General features: G+C 72.5%; 16 protein-coding genes. 6 read left to right on the forward strand and 10 right to left on the reverse strand.

The window, feature by feature from the left end:
* Positions 1 to 34: 34 nt before the first annotated feature.
* Both CP984_RS17620 and CP984_RS17625 read left to right on the forward strand, forming a co-directional pair.
* Positions 35 to 2,491 carry a DEAD/DEAH box helicase gene (locus CP984_RS17620; RefSeq protein ID WP_078575509.1) on the forward strand — a complete coding sequence of 819 codons (2,457 nt, stop codon included), beginning with the start codon at positions 35 to 37 and terminating at the stop codon, positions 2,489 to 2,491.
* Positions 2,492 to 2,510: 19 nt separating this feature from the next.
* A complete protein-coding gene (locus CP984_RS17625; protein WP_004571877.1) occupies positions 2,511 to 3,029 on the forward strand; it encodes a hypothetical protein in 519 nt (172 codons plus the stop codon).
* On the opposite strand, the gene CP984_RS17630 is transcribed toward CP984_RS17625, so the two are convergent.
* The 8 genes from CP984_RS17630 to ssd form a co-directional block, all read right to left on the reverse strand.
* Complete coding sequence (locus CP984_RS17630; protein ID WP_004571878.1) at positions 3,022 to 3,321, reverse strand: cupin domain-containing protein; 300 nt, start codon at positions 3,319 to 3,321, stop codon at positions 3,022 to 3,024. The two genes, CP984_RS17625 and CP984_RS17630, sit on opposite strands and share 8 nt — an antisense overlap.
* 154 nt (positions 3,322 to 3,475) lie before the next feature.
* The gene (locus CP984_RS17635; RefSeq protein WP_078575510.1) at positions 3,476 to 3,862 is read right to left on the reverse strand and encodes an Rv3654c family TadE-like protein; all 387 of its coding nucleotides are present in this window, start codon (positions 3,860 to 3,862) and stop codon (positions 3,476 to 3,478) included.
* Positions 3,837 to 4,226: a TadE family type IV pilus minor pilin gene (locus CP984_RS17640; protein WP_004571880.1), complete on the reverse strand. Its 390-nt coding sequence runs from the start codon at positions 4,224 to 4,226 to the stop codon at positions 3,837 to 3,839. The genes CP984_RS17635 and CP984_RS17640 overlap by 26 nt, the downstream gene beginning before the upstream one ends.
* The gene (locus CP984_RS17645) at positions 4,219 to 4,404 is read right to left on the reverse strand and encodes a DUF4244 domain-containing protein (RefSeq protein WP_004571881.1); all 186 of its coding nucleotides are present in this window, start codon (positions 4,402 to 4,404) and stop codon (positions 4,219 to 4,221) included. The genes CP984_RS17640 and CP984_RS17645 overlap by 8 nt, the downstream gene beginning before the upstream one ends.
* A gap of 131 nt (positions 4,405 to 4,535) precedes the next feature.
* Entirely contained in the window at positions 4,536 to 5,096 is a 561-nt protein-coding gene (locus tag CP984_RS17650; protein WP_306464398.1) for a type II secretion system F family protein, read from the reverse strand.
* Positions 5,097 to 5,373: 277 nt separating this feature from the next.
* The gene (locus tag CP984_RS42805) at positions 5,374 to 6,015 is read right to left on the reverse strand and encodes a type II secretion system F family protein (RefSeq protein ID WP_306464397.1); all 642 of its coding nucleotides are present in this window, start codon (positions 6,013 to 6,015) and stop codon (positions 5,374 to 5,376) included.
* A 347-nt stretch (positions 6,016 to 6,362) separates the two neighbouring features.
* Positions 6,363 to 7,544 (reverse strand): TadA family conjugal transfer-associated ATPase, encoded by a 1,182-nt coding sequence (locus tag CP984_RS17660; RefSeq protein WP_004571884.1) that lies wholly within the window; start codon positions 7,542 to 7,544, stop codon positions 6,363 to 6,365.
* 20 nt (positions 7,545 to 7,564) lie between these two features.
* Positions 7,565 to 8,755, reverse strand: a complete 1,191-nt coding sequence (gene ssd / locus CP984_RS17665; RefSeq protein ID WP_004571885.1) for a septum site-determining protein Ssd — start codon at positions 8,753 to 8,755, stop codon at positions 7,565 to 7,567.
* Between the two features lie 448 nt (positions 8,756 to 9,203).
* Here ssd and CP984_RS17670 point away from each other — a divergent pair, with 448 nt between their 5' ends.
* Entirely contained in the window at positions 9,204 to 10,088 is an 885-nt protein-coding gene (locus tag CP984_RS17670; RefSeq protein WP_030183764.1) for an HAD family hydrolase, read from the forward strand.
* Positions 10,089 to 10,411: 323 nt separating this feature from the next.
* Here CP984_RS17670 and CP984_RS17675 read toward each other — a convergent pair whose 3' ends face one another.
* Complete coding sequence (locus CP984_RS17675) at positions 10,412 to 11,233, reverse strand: Fic family protein (protein WP_004571887.1); 822 nt, start codon at positions 11,231 to 11,233, stop codon at positions 10,412 to 10,414.
* Between the two features lie 110 nt (positions 11,234 to 11,343).
* Between CP984_RS17675 and CP984_RS17680 the strand changes: the two genes are divergently transcribed.
* Positions 11,344 to 12,339, forward strand: coding sequence for an ATP-binding protein (locus CP984_RS17680; RefSeq protein ID WP_030183767.1), 996 nt, complete (start codon positions 11,344 to 11,346; stop codon positions 12,337 to 12,339).
* Between the two features lie 47 nt (positions 12,340 to 12,386).
* Here CP984_RS17680 and CP984_RS17685 read toward each other — a convergent pair whose 3' ends face one another.
* The gene (locus tag CP984_RS17685; RefSeq protein ID WP_004571889.1) at positions 12,387 to 13,676 is read right to left on the reverse strand and encodes a polysaccharide deacetylase family protein; all 1,290 of its coding nucleotides are present in this window, start codon (positions 13,674 to 13,676) and stop codon (positions 12,387 to 12,389) included.
* 327 nt (positions 13,677 to 14,003) lie between these two features.
* Here CP984_RS17685 and CP984_RS17690 point away from each other — a divergent pair, with 327 nt between their 5' ends.
* The gene (locus CP984_RS17690) at positions 14,004 to 16,301 is read left to right on the forward strand and encodes a SulP family inorganic anion transporter (protein ID WP_030183771.1); all 2,298 of its coding nucleotides are present in this window, start codon (positions 14,004 to 14,006) and stop codon (positions 16,299 to 16,301) included.
* Between the two features lie 221 nt (positions 16,302 to 16,522).
* Positions 16,523 to 18,487, forward strand: coding sequence for an acetate--CoA ligase (gene acs / locus CP984_RS17695; RefSeq protein ID WP_003981521.1), 1,965 nt, complete (start codon positions 16,523 to 16,525; stop codon positions 18,485 to 18,487).
* Positions 18,488 to 18,818 lie beyond the last annotated feature (331 nt).

An 18,818-nucleotide genomic window follows, 5' to 3' on the forward strand; every position in this document is an offset into this window, starting at 1 on the left:
TCGAGCGGTCGCCCCCCATGGATCGGCAGCCGCGATGGCATTCAATCACTTACCAGCAGGCGTGCACGACGCCTTGTGCGCATTGTCCGTCACACCGGTGACACACTCGGTGCCGATGGCCTCCAATCAGCTGCCCCCGGACGGGGGCACCAGACCCTCCCCGCGCACGGTCCTGGACCGTCTCACCCAGGGGGCGTCCCGCGCTACGCGCATCACTCATACGGAGCACTTGCCCCCGCGCATCGGCAGCCATGCGGAATGGCCCGCACGGATCCGCCCGGAGGTGGCCGACGCCGTCCGCGCGGCCGGGATCGAGCGCCCGTGGACGCATCAGGCCCGTACGGTCGAGCACGCGCTGCGCGGCGAGTCGGTCGTCATCGCCACCGGTACCGCGTCCGGCAAATCGCTCGCCTATCTGGTGCCGGTGCTGTCCGGCCTCCTGGAGGGCTCCGAGGCCCCGAACGGGCGCGGCGCCACGGCCCTGTACCTCGCGCCCACCAAGGCGCTCGCCGCCGACCAGCGGCGCGCCGTCGGCGAGCTGGCGGCGCCGCTGGGCAGCGCGGTGCGGCCCGCCGTGTACGACGGGGACACGCCGGTCGAGGAACGCGAATGGGTGCGCCAGTACGGCAACTACGTGCTCACCAACCCCGACATGCTGCACCTGGGCATCCTCCCGGCCCACCCCCGCTGGTCGTCCTTCCTGCGCGCCCTGAAGTACGTCGTCATCGACGAGTGCCACACTTACCGGGGCGTCTTCGGCTCCCATGTGGCGCAGGTCATACGCCGCCTGCGGCGGATCTGCGCCCGGTACGGGTCCGAGCCGGTCTTCCTGCTGGCCTCGGCCACCGCCGCCGAGCCGGCGCAGGCGGCCGAGCGGCTCATCGGGCAGCCTGTGGCCGAGGTCACGGAGGACACCTCGCCGCGCGGCGAGGTCGTGTTCGCCCTGTGGGAACCGCCGCTGACGGAGCTGCACGGCGAGCAGGGCGCACCCGTACGCCGTACCGCCACCGCCGAAACCGCCGACCTGCTGACCGACCTCGCCCTCCAGGACGTACGCACCGTCGCCTTCGTACGGTCCCGGCGCGGCGCCGAGCTGATCGCCCTCATCACGCAGGAGCGGCTGGGGGCGATCGACCGGGCGCTGGCGAGTCGGGTGGCGGCGTACCGGGGCGGCTATCTGCCCGAGGAGCGGCGCGCGCTGGAGCGCGCGCTGCACACCGGTGACCTGCTCGGCCTGGCCGCCACCACGGCCCTGGAGCTGGGCGTGGACGTCTCCGGCCTGGACGCGGTCCTGATCGCCGGATATCCGGGCACCCGCGCCTCCCTGTGGCAGCAGGCCGGGCGGGCGGGACGCAGCGGCCAGGGGGCGCTCGCGATCCTCGTCGCCCGCGACGACCCGCTGGACACCTACCTCGTGCACCACCCCGAGGCGCTGTTCGACCAGCCCGTGGAATCCACCGTCCTGGACCCGGACAACCCGTACGTCCTCGCCCCGCACCTGTGCGCAGCGGCCGCCGAACTGCCGCTCACCGAGGACGACTTCTCGCTCTTCGGCCCGGCCGTGCCGCACATCCTGCCCTCCTTGGAGGCGCGCAAGCTGCTGCGCCGCCGTGCCAAGGCGTGGCACTGGACCCGCCGCGAACGGGCCGCCGACCTCGCGGACATCCGGGGCCAGGGCGGCTCGCCCGTACAGATCGTGGAGGCGGGCACCGGCCGGCTGCTGGGCACGGTGGACGCGGCCGCCGCGCACACCACCGTCCACGGCGGCGCCGTCCACCTGCACCAGGGCCGTACGTACCTGGTCAAGCACCTGGACCTGGAAGACGACGTGGCCCTCGTCGAGGAGGCCGACCCGCCGTATTCGACGACCGCCCGCGACACCACCGCCGTCTCCATCCTGGAGACCGAGACGGAGATCCCCTGGGGCGACTCGCGGCTGTGCTTCGGCTCGGTCGAGGTCACCAACCAGGTCGTCTCCTACCTGCGCCGCCGGCTCATCACCGGCGAGGTGCTGGGCGAGACCAAGCTCGACCTGCCGCCCCGTACGCTGCGCACCCGGGCCGTGTGGTGGACCGTCACCGAGGACCAGCTCGACGCGGCGCGGGTCAACCCCGAACAGCTCGGCGGCGCCCTGCACGCGGCCGAACACGCCTCCATCGGGCTGCTGCCGCTGTTCGCCACCTGCGACCGCTGGGACATCGGCGGCGTCTCCCTCCCCCTGCACCCCGACACGCTCCTGCCCACCGTCTTCGTCTACGACGGCCACCCGGGCGGCGCGGGCTTCGCCGAACGCGCCTTCCACACCGCCCCCGAATGGCTCGCCGCCACCCGCAAGGCCATCGCCTCCTGTGAGTGCGAGGCCGGCTGCCCGTCCTGCATCCAGTCCCCCAAGTGCGGCAACGGCAACGACCCCCTCCACAAACGGGGCGCCGTCCGCCTCCTGACGGAACTCCTGAGGCATGCGCCGCGACGGCCTGCCGAGAACAGCTGAAAGGTCACCGCCCTCCCCCATGGCCGTCTTCTGTTGCGCCAAGTGCGGTGCCACGCTCACGCCCGACCTGCGGGCGCTGGCCGCTGTACCCGACGTGTCGGCGCACGAGAAGGACCGCGACAGGAAGACGGGCCTGGCGCCGTCCACCGTGCCGCCGGGCCACTACGCGATCGATCCCGAACCGTGGGGCGCCCCCTTCGTGGCCCCCGGCCCCGGTGACCGGCGCGGAGGCGACGACGACCGTGCCCTGCTCATGCCACCGGACATGACGGGCATGATCTCCGCCGACCCCCGGGACAGCGTGATCGTGCACCCCGACGACGTACCCGGCCTACGGCCGGCCGACGGACTCGGCAAGCACCACGGCTGCTGCGGGCCGTTGGGCACCGGGGGACGCAATAGGGCCTGCGGTGCTTGCGGGACCCTTGTCGCCACACTGGCCGCGGATTGCATGGGACCTCACGAACTGCATCTTGACCCCGTTCGGGTGTGGGCGGACCTCTCCTCCCGCCACCTCGCTCCGACCCGCCTCACGTAGCCTCGACGATCACCAAGGTCCCGCGGCTCCCGGCGCGCACCGCGTGCGGAGCGCCCGCCGGCACCACGTACATCTCGCCCTGCCCTACGGACACGGCCGCGCCGTCGACCGTCAGCTCCAACCTGCCGTCGAGCACGAACAGCACCTCGGCCGTGTCATGGGCCTCCTCCTCTCCCGGCAGCTCATTCATGCGCAGCACCTTCACGTCGGCCGCGCCCGCTCGCCCCAGGGAACGAGAACTCCAGGCGCCCGGCAGCGCATCCGCCACCTTCCGTACGTCGATCGCCGTCACGGCATGCCTCCCCCACGGGCCCCTCCTGTCCTGCCCGGAGGGGCCCGCACGTCGCGTTCAGTGGATGCCTGAACGCTAGGCGAGCAGGGACGACGGGTGGTCGACCGTTCGGTAAAACCTCCTCGGGACGGGGCGTGGGGACCGTTGGGATGGGTCAGGTGCCGGGGGCGTCGCCGCCGGGTATGGGCTCCGTTCCCAGGGCCGTGGGCGGACCCGCGCGGGCGCGGATGTCCGAGGTGAACGGTCCGGTACGGGCGCGTGCCGTGACGTCCGCGATGTCGCCCCGTACGGTGCACCGCACCAGACGCGCGTCCTGGGCGGCCACCACCCGGCGCGCGGCGCCGCAGGCCGCCGTCGCGCTCCCGAGTGCCCGGTCCGCGGCGGCCAGCGCCGCCAAGTCCGCCGCCGCGCCCGCCCGGTGACGTGCCACGACCACCTGGGCCATGGCGATCACCACCGCGAACACCGTGCACAGCGCCATCGCCGCGAACACCGCCCACACCGTGGCCGAGCCCTCATCGCCCCACCGTGTCCTCCGCAAGAGCCGTCGCCTCCCCTCGGAGCGTCAGCGCGAGCGCCGCCGGGCCGGGCGCCGCCGCGATCACGCGTACCTGCACCAGGTCGCCCTTCCGTGACTGCGCCACCCGCGCACCTCGCGGGGCCGCGCCACGGGCCACCGCGTCGACGGCCGCCGGCGTCTCCGACCGGGCCGCCGCCCGTGCCCCGGCCCGCGCCGCGTCCACGCACTGGATCTGGGCGCACGCGGCCATCAGGCCCCAGAGGAGCGCCCCCGTGAACAGGACCAAGGCCGGGATCACCAGAGCGGCTTCGGCCGTTACGTACCCTTCGTCGCGTACGGGCTTCCCGCGCCGCACGTGCCTCTCATCGCGCTCGTCGTCAGACATCGACGCCGAGGGCCTTCCCGATCACCGAGCGCAACGCCGCTTCCACCGCGCCGCCCGACAGCACCTTGTAGAGCACGGCCGCGGCCGCACACGCCGCCAGCGTCCCCACGGCATACTCCGCCGTGGTCATGCCCCGGTCCGCCGCGTCACCGCGCCGGACAGCCAGGGCCGCGGCCACTCCCCTGGCGCGTCCGGCCATCAGAAGGCCACGCGGAAACCACCGTCGTACGAACATCATTTCCCCCTTGATCGTGTGCTCAGAAATTGGTCGGTCTGAGATGTTGGTGTGGATATGGCGCGGGCCGTCAGTCAGTTGTGTGCCATGAGCTCTCCCGCCAGCCCGATCAGCACCGGTGCCACCCCGATCACCAGAAACGCGGGCAAGAAGCACGCCGCCAGCGGAAACGTGACCAACACCGCGGCTCGTCGCGCCCGTTCGGCCGCTGTACGGTGCGCCGCCGCGCGGAGCCCCGCGGCGATCCGGGCGACGCCTTCTACGGCCGGGACTCCGGATATGCCCGCCCGCTCCATGCAGCGGGTCAGGTCACGGGCGCCGGGGAGTTCCCCGAATCGCTGCCACGCCGCCGACGGCTCGGCGCCCAGCCGGAGTTCGGCGGCCACACGTCGCAGCCGTACGCCGACCGTGCCGTCCGCCGACCGCCCCACCGCATCGGCGGCTTCTCTCGGCCCGGCGCCCGCCGCGAGGCAAGCGGCCAGCAGGTCCGCCGCCGGTGCCAGCGCCGCGCGCAGGCCCGCCTCCGCCGCCCGCCGCTCCGCCCGCGCCTTCGCACGACGCTGCCGTAGGCCGGCTCCGTACGCCACGGCGAGTCCGATCACGACGCCGGTCGCTCCGCCGACGAGAATGGCCACGGCCGCCGCAACCGCCGCGCCCCTCGCCCACTCCCGCAACCACCCGACCCGCCTCCTTCGAGCCCGATCCCAGAACAAAGACCGAGGCAGAGACCTAGACCGCTCCCCGAACCCGTCATCCAGTAGCGCCCAGGCCCGTCGCCGCGCAGTCCGTACGCCGTGGCACTCCCGTACGGCCGAGAGCACACACGCCCCGGCGACGAGAATCGACAGAACAATCCCCAGGCTGTGGATAACGTTCGGGACATCGCCACCCCCGGTGGGGCCCCGGAGAGCGTCAGTGGACATGTCCGCTCCCCTCCGCGGCCCTGATGATGCGAGCCGTCCAGGCCACGCCGCACCACTCCAGAAGGCCACCGACCAGCAAGCACGCCCATCCGGCGGGGGTGTGCAACAGCACTCGGAGCGGGTCCGCGCCCAGCGCGCTGCCCAGCGCGAGACCGCCGGCCGGCAGGAGCGCGAGCATCAGCGCTGTTGCTCGCGGCCCGGCCAACTGCGCTTTCAAATCGTCGCTTTGGTCGCGCTGCTCCCGGAGACCCGAAGCGATGCGGTCCAGCCCGGCGGCCAGTCCGGCACCGCCGACCACCGCCACCTGCCAGCACGCCGCCACACCGGCCAGCCCTTCCGCGCCGGGCAGCCGCGCCGCCGCCCGTAAGGCCCGTGGCACATCACCGCCGAACCGCGCCGCCGCCACCACTGCGGTGCCCGCCTCGCCGAAGCCCTCGGCACCGGTTGCCACGAGTGCCTGGCCGGGCTGACGGCCGGCCCGCAACTCGCCCGCCACCGCCTCGCACAGCTCGATCACCGCGTCACCCCGGCGCTCCCGCTCCCGCTCTCGTTCGCGGGCCCGCAACCGGCGCCGGATCAGGGCCATCGACACCACGGCGCCGACCACCGGCAGCACCGACCTGATCAGCACGCCGACGACGATGCCGACGGGTACGCACCACAACTCCCAAGGAGTGCGGGGGTTCTCGCTCGGCTCATCCGCGCTACGGCCCCGGATGCACCGGGAGGCCGTTCGGTAAGCCCATCGCCGGGCCTTTTCTTGTCGCTTCCTCAGCGTCTGCCGGAGTCGTACTTGTGCTCCGCCGGGCGGTGCAGGAGCAGTAGCGCCCTCCGGGCCCGCCCGCTCTCCGCCCACGAACAGCAACCGTGCCCGTCGTACGTCGTCGTTCCGTCCACCGGACATCCAGACCGCAACTCCCGCGCACAGCACCGCCGCACACACCGGGACCGTCCCGACCATCGCCGCGCCGACCTGGCTCATTTCGCGCCCCTCCCCCGCTCGCAGAGCTTCGTCAACCGCGCCCACCCGGGCGCCTCTTGGAAGCCGTCCGGCGCCCACACCGCGGCCGGTACGGTCACCACGAATCCGTCCCGCCCCCGCTCCAGCACGTCCACCTGCGCAAGCCGCCGACGGCCGGATCTGTCCCGTACGAGATGCAGCACCACCGACAGGGCGGCCGCCAGCTGGCTGTGCAGCGCTGCCCGGTCGAGCCCGGCCGTCGAACCGAGGGCCTCCAGGCGCGCCGGTACGTCGCACGGGGCGTTCGCGTGCACGGTGCCCGAGCCGCCCTCATGGCCGGTATTCAGCGCCGCCAGCAGGTCCGTGACCTCCGCGCCGCGCACCTCGCCGACCACCAGCCGGTCCGGGCGCATCCGCAGGGCCTGCCGCACGAGGTCCCGCAGGGTGACGCGGCCGGCGCCCTCCTGGTTCGCGGGCCGGGTCTCCAGCCGTACGACGTGAGGGTGGTGCGGTCTCAGCTCCGCGGAATCCTCGGCCAGTACGAGCCGTTCGGACGGGCCGACGAGGCTCAGCAACGAGCTGAGCAGGGTTGTCTTTCCGGAGCCCGTACCGCCGCTGATCAGGAAGGAGAGCCGGGCGTCCAGCACGGCGCGCAGCAGCCGGTCGCCGTCCGGCGGCACCGTGCCCGCCGCCACCAGTTCGGCCAGGGTGAAGGCGCGCGGGCGCAGGACGCGCAGCGACAGGCAGGTGCCCGCGACCGCCACCGGGGGCAGTACGGCGTGCAGGCGGGTGCCGTCGGGCAGACGGGCGTCCACCCAGGGGCGGGCGTCGTCCAGCCGCCGTCCGGCCACGGACGCCAGCCGCTGCGCGAGGCGGCGTACGGCTGCCTCGTCGGCGAAGCGCACGGGCGTGCGCTCCAGGCCGGCGCCCCGGTCGACCCACACCTCGTCCGGCGCGGTGACCAGTACGTCCGTCACATCCGGTGCGGTGATGAGCGGTTCGAGGGGGCCGCTGCCGATCATTTCCGACCGCAGGGCGGACACAACGCCCAGCACCTCCGCGTCCCCGAGCAGCCGTCCCTCGGCGCGCAGCGCCATCGCCACCCGCGCGGGCGTCGGCTCCGCCCCGGCCTCGGCCAGCCGCCCTCGTACCGCCTCCAGCAGTCCGGCACCGATCCCCGGCCGAGCGGCGGAAGGCATGTCCTCGGGGCCTACCGTCCTCATGACGAGTCACCCCCGGCACCCGCACCGCAGCCCGCCCACCGCTCCGGCCGGACCGCCGACCGCTCCGCCTCCCCGGCCGCCTGCCGCCGCGGCACCACCCGCTCCCACAGCGCCTCTCCGAAGTGCCGCAACGGTCCCCGCGCGTTCGACCCGGGCGGTGCCCCGCGCCTCAGGTCGGCGGAGAGGCCGGGCTCCCAGCCCAGCTCCCCGGCCAGTGGCAGGGCCAGCAAACGGGCGACCTCCTCGGGGCTCAGCTCGGGGGCGCGGCCGGCGTCCGTCCCGGGGCCGTCGCGCGTCACCACCCGTAGATCGGGCAGCACCGCCCGGACGCCCGCCGCCACCCGCCGGGCCGCCGCGACCGCCCGGAGTTCGGCGGGGACGACCAGCAGGCCGACATCGACCTGCGCGAGGGCTTCCGCGACCGCGTCGTCCAGCCGGCGCGGCAGGTCGACCACCACGGCGCCGCCCCGTCTGCGCGCCGCCGCCACGACCGCGCGCATCGCCTGGGGCGGGATCACCACCGCGTCGCCGCGGTCCCAGCTCAGTACGCGCAGGGAATGCAGCCGCGGCAGCGACTCCTCCAGGGCGCCGCCGGCCACCCGGCCGCGCGACTCGGCGAAGGCGGGCCAGCGCAGCCCCTCCTCCTTCTCGCCGCCGAGCAGGACGTCGAGACCGCCGCCCAGCGGGTCCGCGTCGATCAGAATCGTGCGCCGGTGGGCGCGGGCGGCAGTGACGGCCAGGGCGCAGGCGAGGGTGCTCGCGCCGGCGCCGCCGCTGCCGCCGATCACCCCCACCGTCACGGCGGCGGGACCGGCGCCCTCCGCCGCGTCGGCGATGCGGTCCACCAGCCAGCTCTCGCCGCCGGGGAGCACCAGCACCCGTTCGGCGCCGAGGGCGACGGCCAACTGCCACAGCGGCCGCTCGTCCGCGCCCCGGGCGACGAGCACCACGCCGTCCCGGCGGGCCGCGCCGCACAGCCGGGGCGCGCAGTCGTCACCGACGATCACCAGCGGGGCCGACGCCCAGCCCCGGCCGCGGCTGCGGGCCGTGCCGCCCCGCGCCACTTCCGGTGTCGTACCGGCCGCGGCGCACAGTCTCAGTAGGTCGTCGAGGAGGGTGTCGTCCTCCGTGACGATCAGCGGTCCGCCGGGATGTTCAGCCGTCCCCTGCGGTTGATCGGAAGTCATGCGTCCGGCCACGTTCCGTTCCCCAATCGCTACACAACTCACACATCCGCGAACTCGCGGACTTTCACCGTGCAGCGATCCGGAAAATCCCGCGGATCTTGGTCCAAAACTGTGGACAACTCAATGCCTGTGAATATCCCAGTCACCTATACCGGCGACCTTGAGGGCTCCCTTAGAGCAGCGCCACGACTACGCTCGGTGACCTATAACAGGCGTCAGCAAGCCATGATCGAACATTCAAGAGGAAGCGGCTGATCCGCCTCGGACGGCCAAAAACGCGTCCGGACATGCGACGACCCCCGCCGGGGGGGAGAGCGGGGGTCGTCCCCACGGCCGACTCGGGGGGGGAGGAGTCGGACCGGGTTAGCACGGTCGCGAACGATCCGTGACTTCCATGGTGTACCCGAGAGCCTTCTCAGGCAAACCCACGCGCCACACCTTACGCCGAATGGTGGGCGCCTATGCTCGCCTCGTGGAAAACCACTCCGTGCCCCACTCGGCGACTCACTCGACACCCCGCACAGCCGCGTTCTTCGACCTGGACAAGACAGTCATTGCTAAGTCGAGCACGCTGACCTTCAGCAAGTCGTTCTACCAAGGCGGCCTGATCAATCGCCGGGCCGTACTGCGCACCGCCTACGCCCAGTTCGTCTTCCTCGCCGGCGGCGCGGACCACGAGCAGATGGAGCGGATGCGCGAATACCTCTCGGCGCTCTGCCGGGGCTGGGACGTGGCCCAGGTCCGGGAGATCGTCGCGGAGACCCTCCACGAACTGATCGACCCGCTCATCTACGACGAGGCCGCCTCCCTCATCGAGGAGCACCACACCGCCGGCCGCGACGTGGTGATCGTCTCCACCTCGGGCGCCGAGGTGGTCGAGCCGATCGGCCGGCTGCTCGGCGCCGACCGCGTGGTGGCCACCCGTATGGTCGTCGGCGACGACGGCCGCTTCACGGGCGAGGTGGAGTACTACGCCTACGGGCCGACCAAGGCGCAGGCGGTCAAGGACCTCGCCGCCTCGGAGGGCTACGACCTGGCGCGCTGCTACGCCTACAGCGATTCGGCGACCGACGTACCGATGCTCGAAGCCGTCGGGCACCCCTTCGCGGTCAATCCGGACCGGGCGCTGCGCCGCGAGGCCGCCAACCGGGGCTGGCCGGTGCTCTCCTTCAACCGGCCGGTCCAGCTCAAGCAGCGACTGCCGTCCCTGAGCATGCCGTCGCGGCCGGTGCTGGCCACGGTGGCCGCCATAGGAGCGGCCGCCGCGACGGCGGGCCTGGTCTGGTACGCGAGCCGGCGGCGCCCGGATTTTGCCCGTATCACCCGAGTTTGAAGGGAAAAGTAAAGAACTGTGGTGAGGGGTTCCGCTTTCCTCGCGCCAGGAGTACAAAGGACGTAACGGCCCGCGAGACCGAGGACATCCGAGAGGAAGACCTTTCACGCATCAAGGCCCCACGGACCGAAGCACGAAAGCCGGGCACCCACGCGACGCCGACCCGTCGATTACGGGCCAGCCGCACCAGGTAACGGACCAAGTACTCCGACCTGATCGGCACATACGGAGCACGCTTGGTAACCCGGCGGACGTGCCAGCGGCGGTACCGGAAGGACTGGGTACCGCCGCATCTCTTTGCGGCGCGGGCCCCCGCGAACGGCTTACGCCGCCCCGCGCTGCATCGCCTCGCACACCGCCGTGCTCTCGCGGGCGCCCAGCTCGACCGCCCGCCCGCAGTGCGCGATCCACGCCGCCATGCCCTCCGGAGTGCCGGACACATAGCTCTCCAGCGCGGCCACATAGGCGGCCCGGTCCTGTTCGGCGTGGCCGACCTCCGCGGGGCACACCGACTTCGGGTCGAGACCGCTGCCCACGAGTACGAGGCGTTCGGCCGCCCGCGCGACCAGCCCGTTGTACGAGCCGAAGGGCCGCAACGCCAACAGTTCGCCGTGCACCACCGCGGCCACCACCAGAGCGGGCGCCTCGCTGCCCGCCAGCAGCAGCCGCGCCAGCCCGTCCAGCCGCCCGGCCACTTCGTCGGCGTCCGGCAGCGGAAGCTCCACCAGGGGTTCGTCCACGGGCTCGCCCGCGAGCCGGGGCCGCCCGACCGAGTCCTGGTCCGCGTCGCCGCTCGCCGCCACCAGGTGCAGCCGCGCCAGCACCCGCAGCGGCGACTGCCGCCACACGCTCAGCAGCTGCCCGGCCTCCGCGGTCAGCCGCAACGCGGCGCCGACCGTCCGCGGCTCGCCCTCGACGCCGAAGTCGCTGCGCCGCCGCACCTCCTCCAGCGCCCAGTCGGCACCGGCCAGCGCCGCGGAAGCGCGCGCGCCGCGCAGCGCCGCCTCGGAGGTGACCTCGTTGCTGCGCCGCCGCATGATCCGGTGCCCGTAGACCCGGTCCACGCTCTTGCGTACGGAGTCCACGGAGTCGGCGACGCCCGGGAGCGAGGCCAGGGTCGCGAGCGGATCGGCTGTCGTACTCATGGGTACGACCCTACGCACCTCACAGGCCGCAAGGCCGAACCGCTCGAATGAGTGGTCTTCTTCACCCGAACCTCTCACCCAAGGCAACCTCGCGATTACGCTTCGTGAACATGAAGATCGCGTTCGTGGGGAAGGGCGGCAGTGGCAAGACCACGCTGTCCTCCCTGTTCATCCGCCACCTCGCCGCCGCCCGCGTCCCCGTGATCGCGGTGGACGCCGACATCAACCAGCACCTGGCCACCGCCCTCGGCATGGACGAGGCGGAGGCCGCCGCGCTGCCCGCGCTCGGTGCCCGGCTGCCGCTGGTCAAGGACTATCTGCGGGGCACCAACCCGCGTATCGCCTCCGCCGAGACGATGATCAAGACGACGCCGCCCGGGGAGGGCTCCCGGCTGCTGCGCGTCGTCGAGGAGAACCCGGTGTACGCGGCCTGCGCCCGGCCGGTGCTCCTGGAGGAGGGCGAAACGGTGCGCCTGATGGCGACCGGGCCCTTTGCCGAGTCCGACCTCGGGGTGGCCTGTTACCACTCCAAGGTCGGCGCGGTGGAACTGTGCCTGAACCACCTCGTGGACGGCCGCGACGAGTACGTCGTCGTCGACATGACGGCCGGTTCGGACTCCTTCGCCTCCGGCATGTTCACCCGTTTCGACCTGACCTTCCTGGTCGCCGAGCCGACCCGTAAGGGCGTCGCGGTCTACCGCCAGTACCGGGACTACGCACGCGACTACGGCATCGCCCTCAAGGTCGTCGGCAACAAGGTCCAGGGCCCGGACGACGCCGCCTTCCTGGCCGACGAGGTGGGCGAGGACCTGCTGCTGACGGTGGGGGACTCGGCGTGGGTGCGGGCCATGGAGAAGGGCCGGCCGCACCGCTTCGACCTGCTGGAGGCCGACCACCGGCAGGCCCTGAAGGAGCTGCACGCCGCCGCTGACGAAACGTACGAGCAGCGCGACTGGGAGCGCTACACCCGCCAGATGGTGCACTTCCACCTCAAGAACGCGGAGAGCTGGGCGAACGCGAAGACGGGCGCCGACCTGGCCGCCCAGGTCGACCCCGCCTTCGTACTCGCCGAGCCCGCGCCGGCGGGCGCCCCGCAGCCCGCCTGACACGTCACCGCGGCACCGCGCCGCCCGCCCGACGCCGTGGCTCCGTCCTACTCCGCGTCCTTTCGCGCCGGCTTGGCCGGGCCGGCCGAGCCGGCGGGTCCGCCCGGCGCGCCGGGCTCCGCGGAGGGCGCGGTCAGATAGCTCTTCCAGCCGCCCTTCGGGGCCTCGCCCACCGGCAGCGCGCGCAGCTTGTCCAGCACCCGCGGGTCCTGCGCGTCCAGCCAGTCGGCCAGTTGCTTGAACGTCACGCACCGCACGCCCTCACGGGGGCAGATGGTCTTGATGGCGTCCTCCACGGCGCGCATGTAGGTGCCGCCGTTCCAGGACTCGAAGTGGTTGCCCACGAAGAGCGGCGCCCGGTTGCCCTTGTCGGCGCGCTCGAACGCGGCGACCAGGCCGTCCCGCATCTGCTTGCCCCAGGTGGCGTGCATCGCCGGGTTGCCCCTGGTCGTACCGGACTGGTTGGCCAGGAAGTTGTAGTCCATCGAGAGCGTCTCGAAGGACCGGCCCGGTACGGGGATCTGCTGGAGCGGGAAGTCCCAGATGCCGTCGATCTGCTTGGGCCACAGCTGCCGGCCGCCGACCGAGCTGGAGTCGTAGCGGAAGCCCATCGCCTTGGCGGCCGGGATCAGGTTGCGCTGGCCTTCCAGGCAGGGGGCGCGCCCGCCGACGAGTTCCTTGCTGTAGTCGAACGGCAGCGGCTTCTCGGACTTCAGCCCGGTGTTGGTCTTCCAGGACTTGACGAACGCCTCGGCCTGCCGGATCTCGCTCTTCCACTCCTCCGGCGACCAGGTGCCCACCCCGCCGTTGGCGCCGCAGAAGTGGCCGTTGAAGTGGGTGCCGATCTCGTTGCCGTCCATCCAGGCGCCGCGCATCTGCTCGACGGTGGCCCGGACCCCCTTGACGTCGTTGAAGCCGATGTCGGAGGCGCCGGGGCTGTGCTTGGGCGGCTGGTACACCTCCTTCTTGTTGCCCGGCAGCAGGTAGACGCCGCTGAGGAAGTACGTCATCCGGGCGTCGTACTTCTTGCCGACCGCCCGGAAGTGGGAGAACAGCTTCTGGCTGTCCTCACCGGCGCCGTCCCAGGAGAAGACCACGAACTGCGGCGGCCGTTCCCCGGGTCTGAGGCGTTCGGCCTTCGGCTGCATCGGCTGCGCCCCGGTGTACGCGGTCGAGCCGTCGCCGATCAGCTTGATCTGCTGGGCGGTGCGCTGCGGCGCCGCCCGGCCCCCTTGGGCGCCGTTCGGACCGTTCCCGTCCCCCGCGGCGCAGCCGGCGACCGCCGCCAGCGCCAACGTCGTGACGATCCCGGCCGTGACCTTCGTTGCGGCTGCCATCAGCCACCTCGCTCCCTGGTGTGCGAACTGCGGGACGGAAAAATCGAAAAAGCTGATTAACCGCTCTTAAGCTCGCATAAGCCAAGGAAAGGTCCTTAAAAGGACAAGCGACTCGGCGCCACATTCACTCGAAGGACGGAACGATTGCCCCGGATGCCCGAAAAAGCTTCTCCCGACCTTTACGCGTCATTACGCTTCATTTACCGATGCTTGAGAGCCACCGAGCCGTCAGAACATGACTCCGGTCGGCCGGCTCGCGTCCCGCCGCAGCACACCGCCGCCCACGATCGCGCCCCGCGCGACCGCGCCGCCCCGGAGGAGACGGGAATGTCGCAGTTCCAGAAGCCCCCAGGGCCACCGACCGCGCCGAGTTCGCCACACCCCCGGCCGCCGTCCGGCAGCCGCCGGGCGGCCTGGCACGGCGACCTGTCCGCCTCGCTCGTCGTCTTCCTGATCGCCGTACCGCTCTCGCTCGGCCTCGCGCTGGCCACCGGCGCGCCCCTCCAGGCGGGTCTGATCGCCACGGCCGTCGGCGGCATCGTCGCCGGGCTGCTCGGCGGCGCGCCCCTCCAGGTCAGCGGCGCCGCGACGAGCCTGCTCGTGGTCACCGCCGAGCTGGTCCAGCGCTACGGCTGGCGCGCCACCTGCGCCATCACGGTCCTCGCCGGGCTGACCCAACTGGCCCTCGGCGCCGTACGGGTCGCCAGGGGCGCGCTCGCGATCAGTCCCGCGATCGTGCACGGCATGCTCGCAGGCATCGGCGTCACGATCGCCGTCGGGCAGCTGCACGTGGCGCTCGGCGGCAGCCCCGACAGCTCGGCGGTCGACAATCTCGCGGCGCTGCCCGGCCAGTTGGCGCACCCGCACGCGTCCGCCCTGCTCATCGGCGCCGTCACGGTCGCGGTGCTGGCCGGCTGGCCGCGGCTGCCGGGGCGGACCGGCCGGCTGCTGCGTACGGTTCCCGCCCCGCTGGCCGCCGTGGCCGCCGCCACCGCCGTGAGCGCGGCCGTGCCGGTCCCGCGCGTCGCGCTGCCCGACTGGGCGCCGCAGGCGCTGCCCGCCCTCCCGGACGCCCCGGTCCTGGCGATCGCCGCGGCCGTCCTGACCGTCACCCTCGTCGCCAGCATGGAGTCGCTGCTGTCGGCGGTCGCGGTGGACCGCCTCGCCGCCGACCGCACCGACCGCGTCGGCCCCGCGCCCCGTACCGACCTGAACCGCGAACTGGCGGGCCAGGGCGTCGCCAACGCCCTCTCCGGGCTGCTGGGCGGCCTGCCGGTGGCCGGCGGCGCGATGCGCGGCTCGGCGAACGTGCGGGCGGGCGCGGCCACCCGGCGCGCGACCGTGCTGCACGGCGTCTGGGTGGTGCTGTGCGCCGGTCTGCTCGCCTCGGCCCTGGAACTGATCCCGCTGGCCTCGCTCGCCGCCCTGGTCATGGTCGTCGGCGTACGGATGGTGAGCTTCGCGCACATCAAGCACGTACAGCGGCACCGCGAATTCCCGGTCTACGCGGCCACCTTGGGCGGTGTGGTGCTCTTCGGCGTGCTCCAGGGGGTGGGCCTGGGGATCGCGGTCGCGGTCTTCCTGTCACTGCGGCGGCTGACCCACACCCGGGTCACGGTCAGCGTCGAGGAGGGCCGCCACCGGGTCCGGGTCAACGGGCAGTTGACGTTCCTCGCGGTACCGAGGCTGACCCGGGCCCTGGCCCAGATCCCCGCCGACGCGGTCGTGGTGATCGAGCTGGGCGGTTCCTTCATGGACCACGCCGCGTACGAAGCCCTGCGGGCCTGGACCGACGCGCACCGCGCCGGCGGCGGCTGGGTGAGCCTCGGCGGGCGCGCCGGGCGCCCGATCGCGGAGCCCGCGAGCGTCCACCACTGCCGGCCGTGGACCCCGTGGCGCAACCATCACTGCACCCGTCCGCCCCAGGAAGCGACGTCACCGTCCAGCGGCAGTCAACTGCTCGGCGGGGTGCGCGCGTTCCAGCGCCATACGGCTCCGCTCGTACGGGACGAGCTGGCGCGGCTGGCCCACGAAGGCCAGCGGCCCAGCCAGCTCTTCCTGACCTGCGCCGACTCACGGCTGGTCACCAGCATGATCACCGCGAGCGGTCCGGGCGACCTGTTCACCGTCCGCAACGTCGGCAACCTGATGCCGCCGCCCGGCACGGACCACACCTGCGACTCGGTGGGCGCGGCCATCGAGTACGCCGTCGAGGTGCTGAAGGTCGGCTCGCTGACCGTCTGCGGGCATTCGGGGTGCGGCGCGATGCAGGCGCTGCTCGGCGCCGACCACGAGCCGGGCGCGCAGACACCGCTCGCGCGCTGGCTGCGGCACGGCCGTCCGAGCCTGGCGCGCATGCAGCGGATCGGGCGGCTGGGCCGGGGCGAGGTGGCGCTGGCCGAGCGCCCGGTGGCCGACGACGTGGAACGGCTCGCGCTCGTCAACGTCGTGCAGCAGCTGCACCACTTGATGTCGTACCCCTGCGTCGCCCGGCGTGTCGCCGAGGGCGCGCTCACCCTGCACGGGATGTACTTCCACGTGGCCGAGGCCCAGGCGTACGTCCTCGACCGGGCCACCGGGACGTTCTGCGCGGTACGGCCGGGAGCGGCGGCGGTGACGGCGTGACCGGGCGGGCGGAGGGGCAGTGGCAGGAGCGGGTGGAAGGGCGTCGGCCCGCACGCCTGTCTCACCCCTTCCGGCCACCCTCATCCCCCACCGGAAATGCCACTTGACCTGCGGACAGTAAAGGTCTACACCAATTTTTGTCCACAGCCCTTGTCAGGCCGGGCGGTGGGCTGATGAGCTATGGCCGGGACACATCGCACGCCCTGGGAATGGGAGATGACGTGAGCAACGAAAGCCTGGCCAACCTTTTGAAGGAGGAGCGGCGGTTCGCGCCGCCCGCGGAACTGGCCGCGAACGCCAACGTCACCGCCGAGGCGTACGAACGGGCCGCAGCGGACCGGCTGGGCTTCTGGGCCACCCAGGCCAAGCGCCTGACCTGGGCGAGCGAGCCCACCGAAACGCTCGACTGGTCCAACCCGCCGTTCGCCAAGTGGTTCGCCGACGGCAAGCTCAACGTCGCGTACAACTGCGTGGACCGCCATGTGGAGAACGGCCTCGGCGACCGCGTGGCCATCCACTTCGAGGGCGAGCCCGGCGACACCCGCGCCATCACCTACGCCGAGCTCCAGCGCGAGGTCTCGCAGGCCGCCAACGCGCTGACCGAGCTGGGCGTGGTGGCCGGCGACCGGGTCGCGATCTACCTGCCGATGATCCCCGAGGCGGTCATCGCCATGCTGGCCTGCGCCCGCCTGGGCGCTCCGCACTCGGTCGTCTTCGGCGGCTTCTCCGCGGACGCGCTGGCGACCCGTATCAACGACGCCGACGCCCGCGTCGTGATCACCGCGGACGGCGGCTACCGGCGCGGCAAGCCCTCCGCCCTCAAGCCCGCCGTCGACGAGGCGCTGACCCGCCCGGGTACGGAGAACGTGCGCAGCGTCCTGGTCGTGCGCCGCACCGGCCAGGAGGACGTGGCCTGGACCGAGGGCCGCGACGTGTGGTGGCACGAGATCGTCGGGCGGCAGAGCGAGACCCACACCCCGGAGGCGTTCGACGCCGAGCACCCGCTGTTCATCCTCTACACCTCCGGCACCACCGGTAAGCCCAAGGGCATCCTGCACACCACCGGCGGCTACCTCACCCAGGTGGCCTACACCCACCACGCCGTCTTCGACCTCAAGCCGGAGACCGACGTCTACTGGTGCACCGCCGACGTCGGCTGGGTCACCGGCCACTCGTACATCACCTACGGCCCGCTGGCCAACGGCGCGACCGAGGTGCTCTACGAGGGCACGCCCGACACCCCGCACCAGGGCCGCTGGTGGGAGATCGTGCAGAAGTACGGCGTCACGATCCTCTACACGGCTCCGACCGCGATCCGCGCGTGCATGAAGTGGGGCGACGACATCCCCGCCAAGTACGACCTGTCCTCGCTGCGGGTCCTCGGTTCGGTGGGCGAGCCCATCAACCCGGAGGCGTGGATGTGGTACCGCAAGCACATCGGCGCCGACCAGGCCCCGATCGTGGACACCTGGTGGCAGACGGAGACCGGCGGCATGATGCTCAGCCCGCTGCCGGGCGTCACGGAGACCAAGCCCGGCTCCGCGCAGCGCCCGCTGCCCGGCATCGCGGCCACCGTCGTGGACGACGAGGCCCACGAGGTGCCGGACGGAGGCGGCGGCTACCTGGTCCTGACCGAGCCGTGGCCGTCCATGCTCCGCACGATCTGGGGCGACGACCAGCGCTACCTGGACACCTACTGGTCCCGCTTCCAGGACAAGTACTTCGCGGGTGACGGCGCGAAGAAGGACGAGGACGGCGACATCTGGCTGCTCGGCCGGGTGGACGACGTGATGCTGGTGTCCGGCCACAACATCTCCACCACCGAGGTCGAGTCCGCGCTGGTCTCGCACCCCAAGGTCGCCGAGGCCGCGGTCGTCGGCGCGGCCGACCCGCAGACGACCCAGGCGATCTGCGCGTTCGTCATCCTGCGCGGTGGCGCGGCCGAGGACGAGGGGCTCGTGGAGGAGCTGCGGGCGCACGTCGCCAAGCAGCTGGGCCCGATCGCCAAGCCGAAGCGGATCATGCCGGTGGCCGAGCTGCCGAAGACCCGCTCCGGCAAGATCATGCGCCGGCTGCTGCGGGACGTGGCCGAGAACCGCGACCTGGGCGACGTCACGACGCTGACCGACTCCACGGTCATGGACCTCATCCAGGCCAAGCTGCCGAGCGCGTCGAGCGAGGACTGAGCACCGGGGGCGTATGGGGTCCGTACGAGGTCCGTACGCCCCGTGCAGAGGCACCCGCAAACCCCTGAAGAAGCAGCACACCGCAGGCACACCGGCGGCCGGCACCGGAGATTCGCGCTCGACCGAGCGTTCCGAGGACTGACCGCCGCCCCGCAGGGCACCCGTCCGCAGGCCGGCCGGGTGCCCTTTCCTGTTCCGGGCTCCCCTCACCTGCTGCCGGGCGGCTGAACGCCCCATATGCCCGTAAGGTGAAGTTCGCCGGAATGTTCCTTGTGCGGCCCAGGTAGAGTATGGATCGCGTCAAGAACGCGACAACATCACACCGAGGGTG

The sequence above is a fragment of the Streptomyces rimosus genome, assembly GCF_008704655.1.
Taxonomy (GTDB): domain Bacteria; phylum Actinomycetota; class Actinomycetes; order Streptomycetales; family Streptomycetaceae; genus Streptomyces; species Streptomyces rimosus.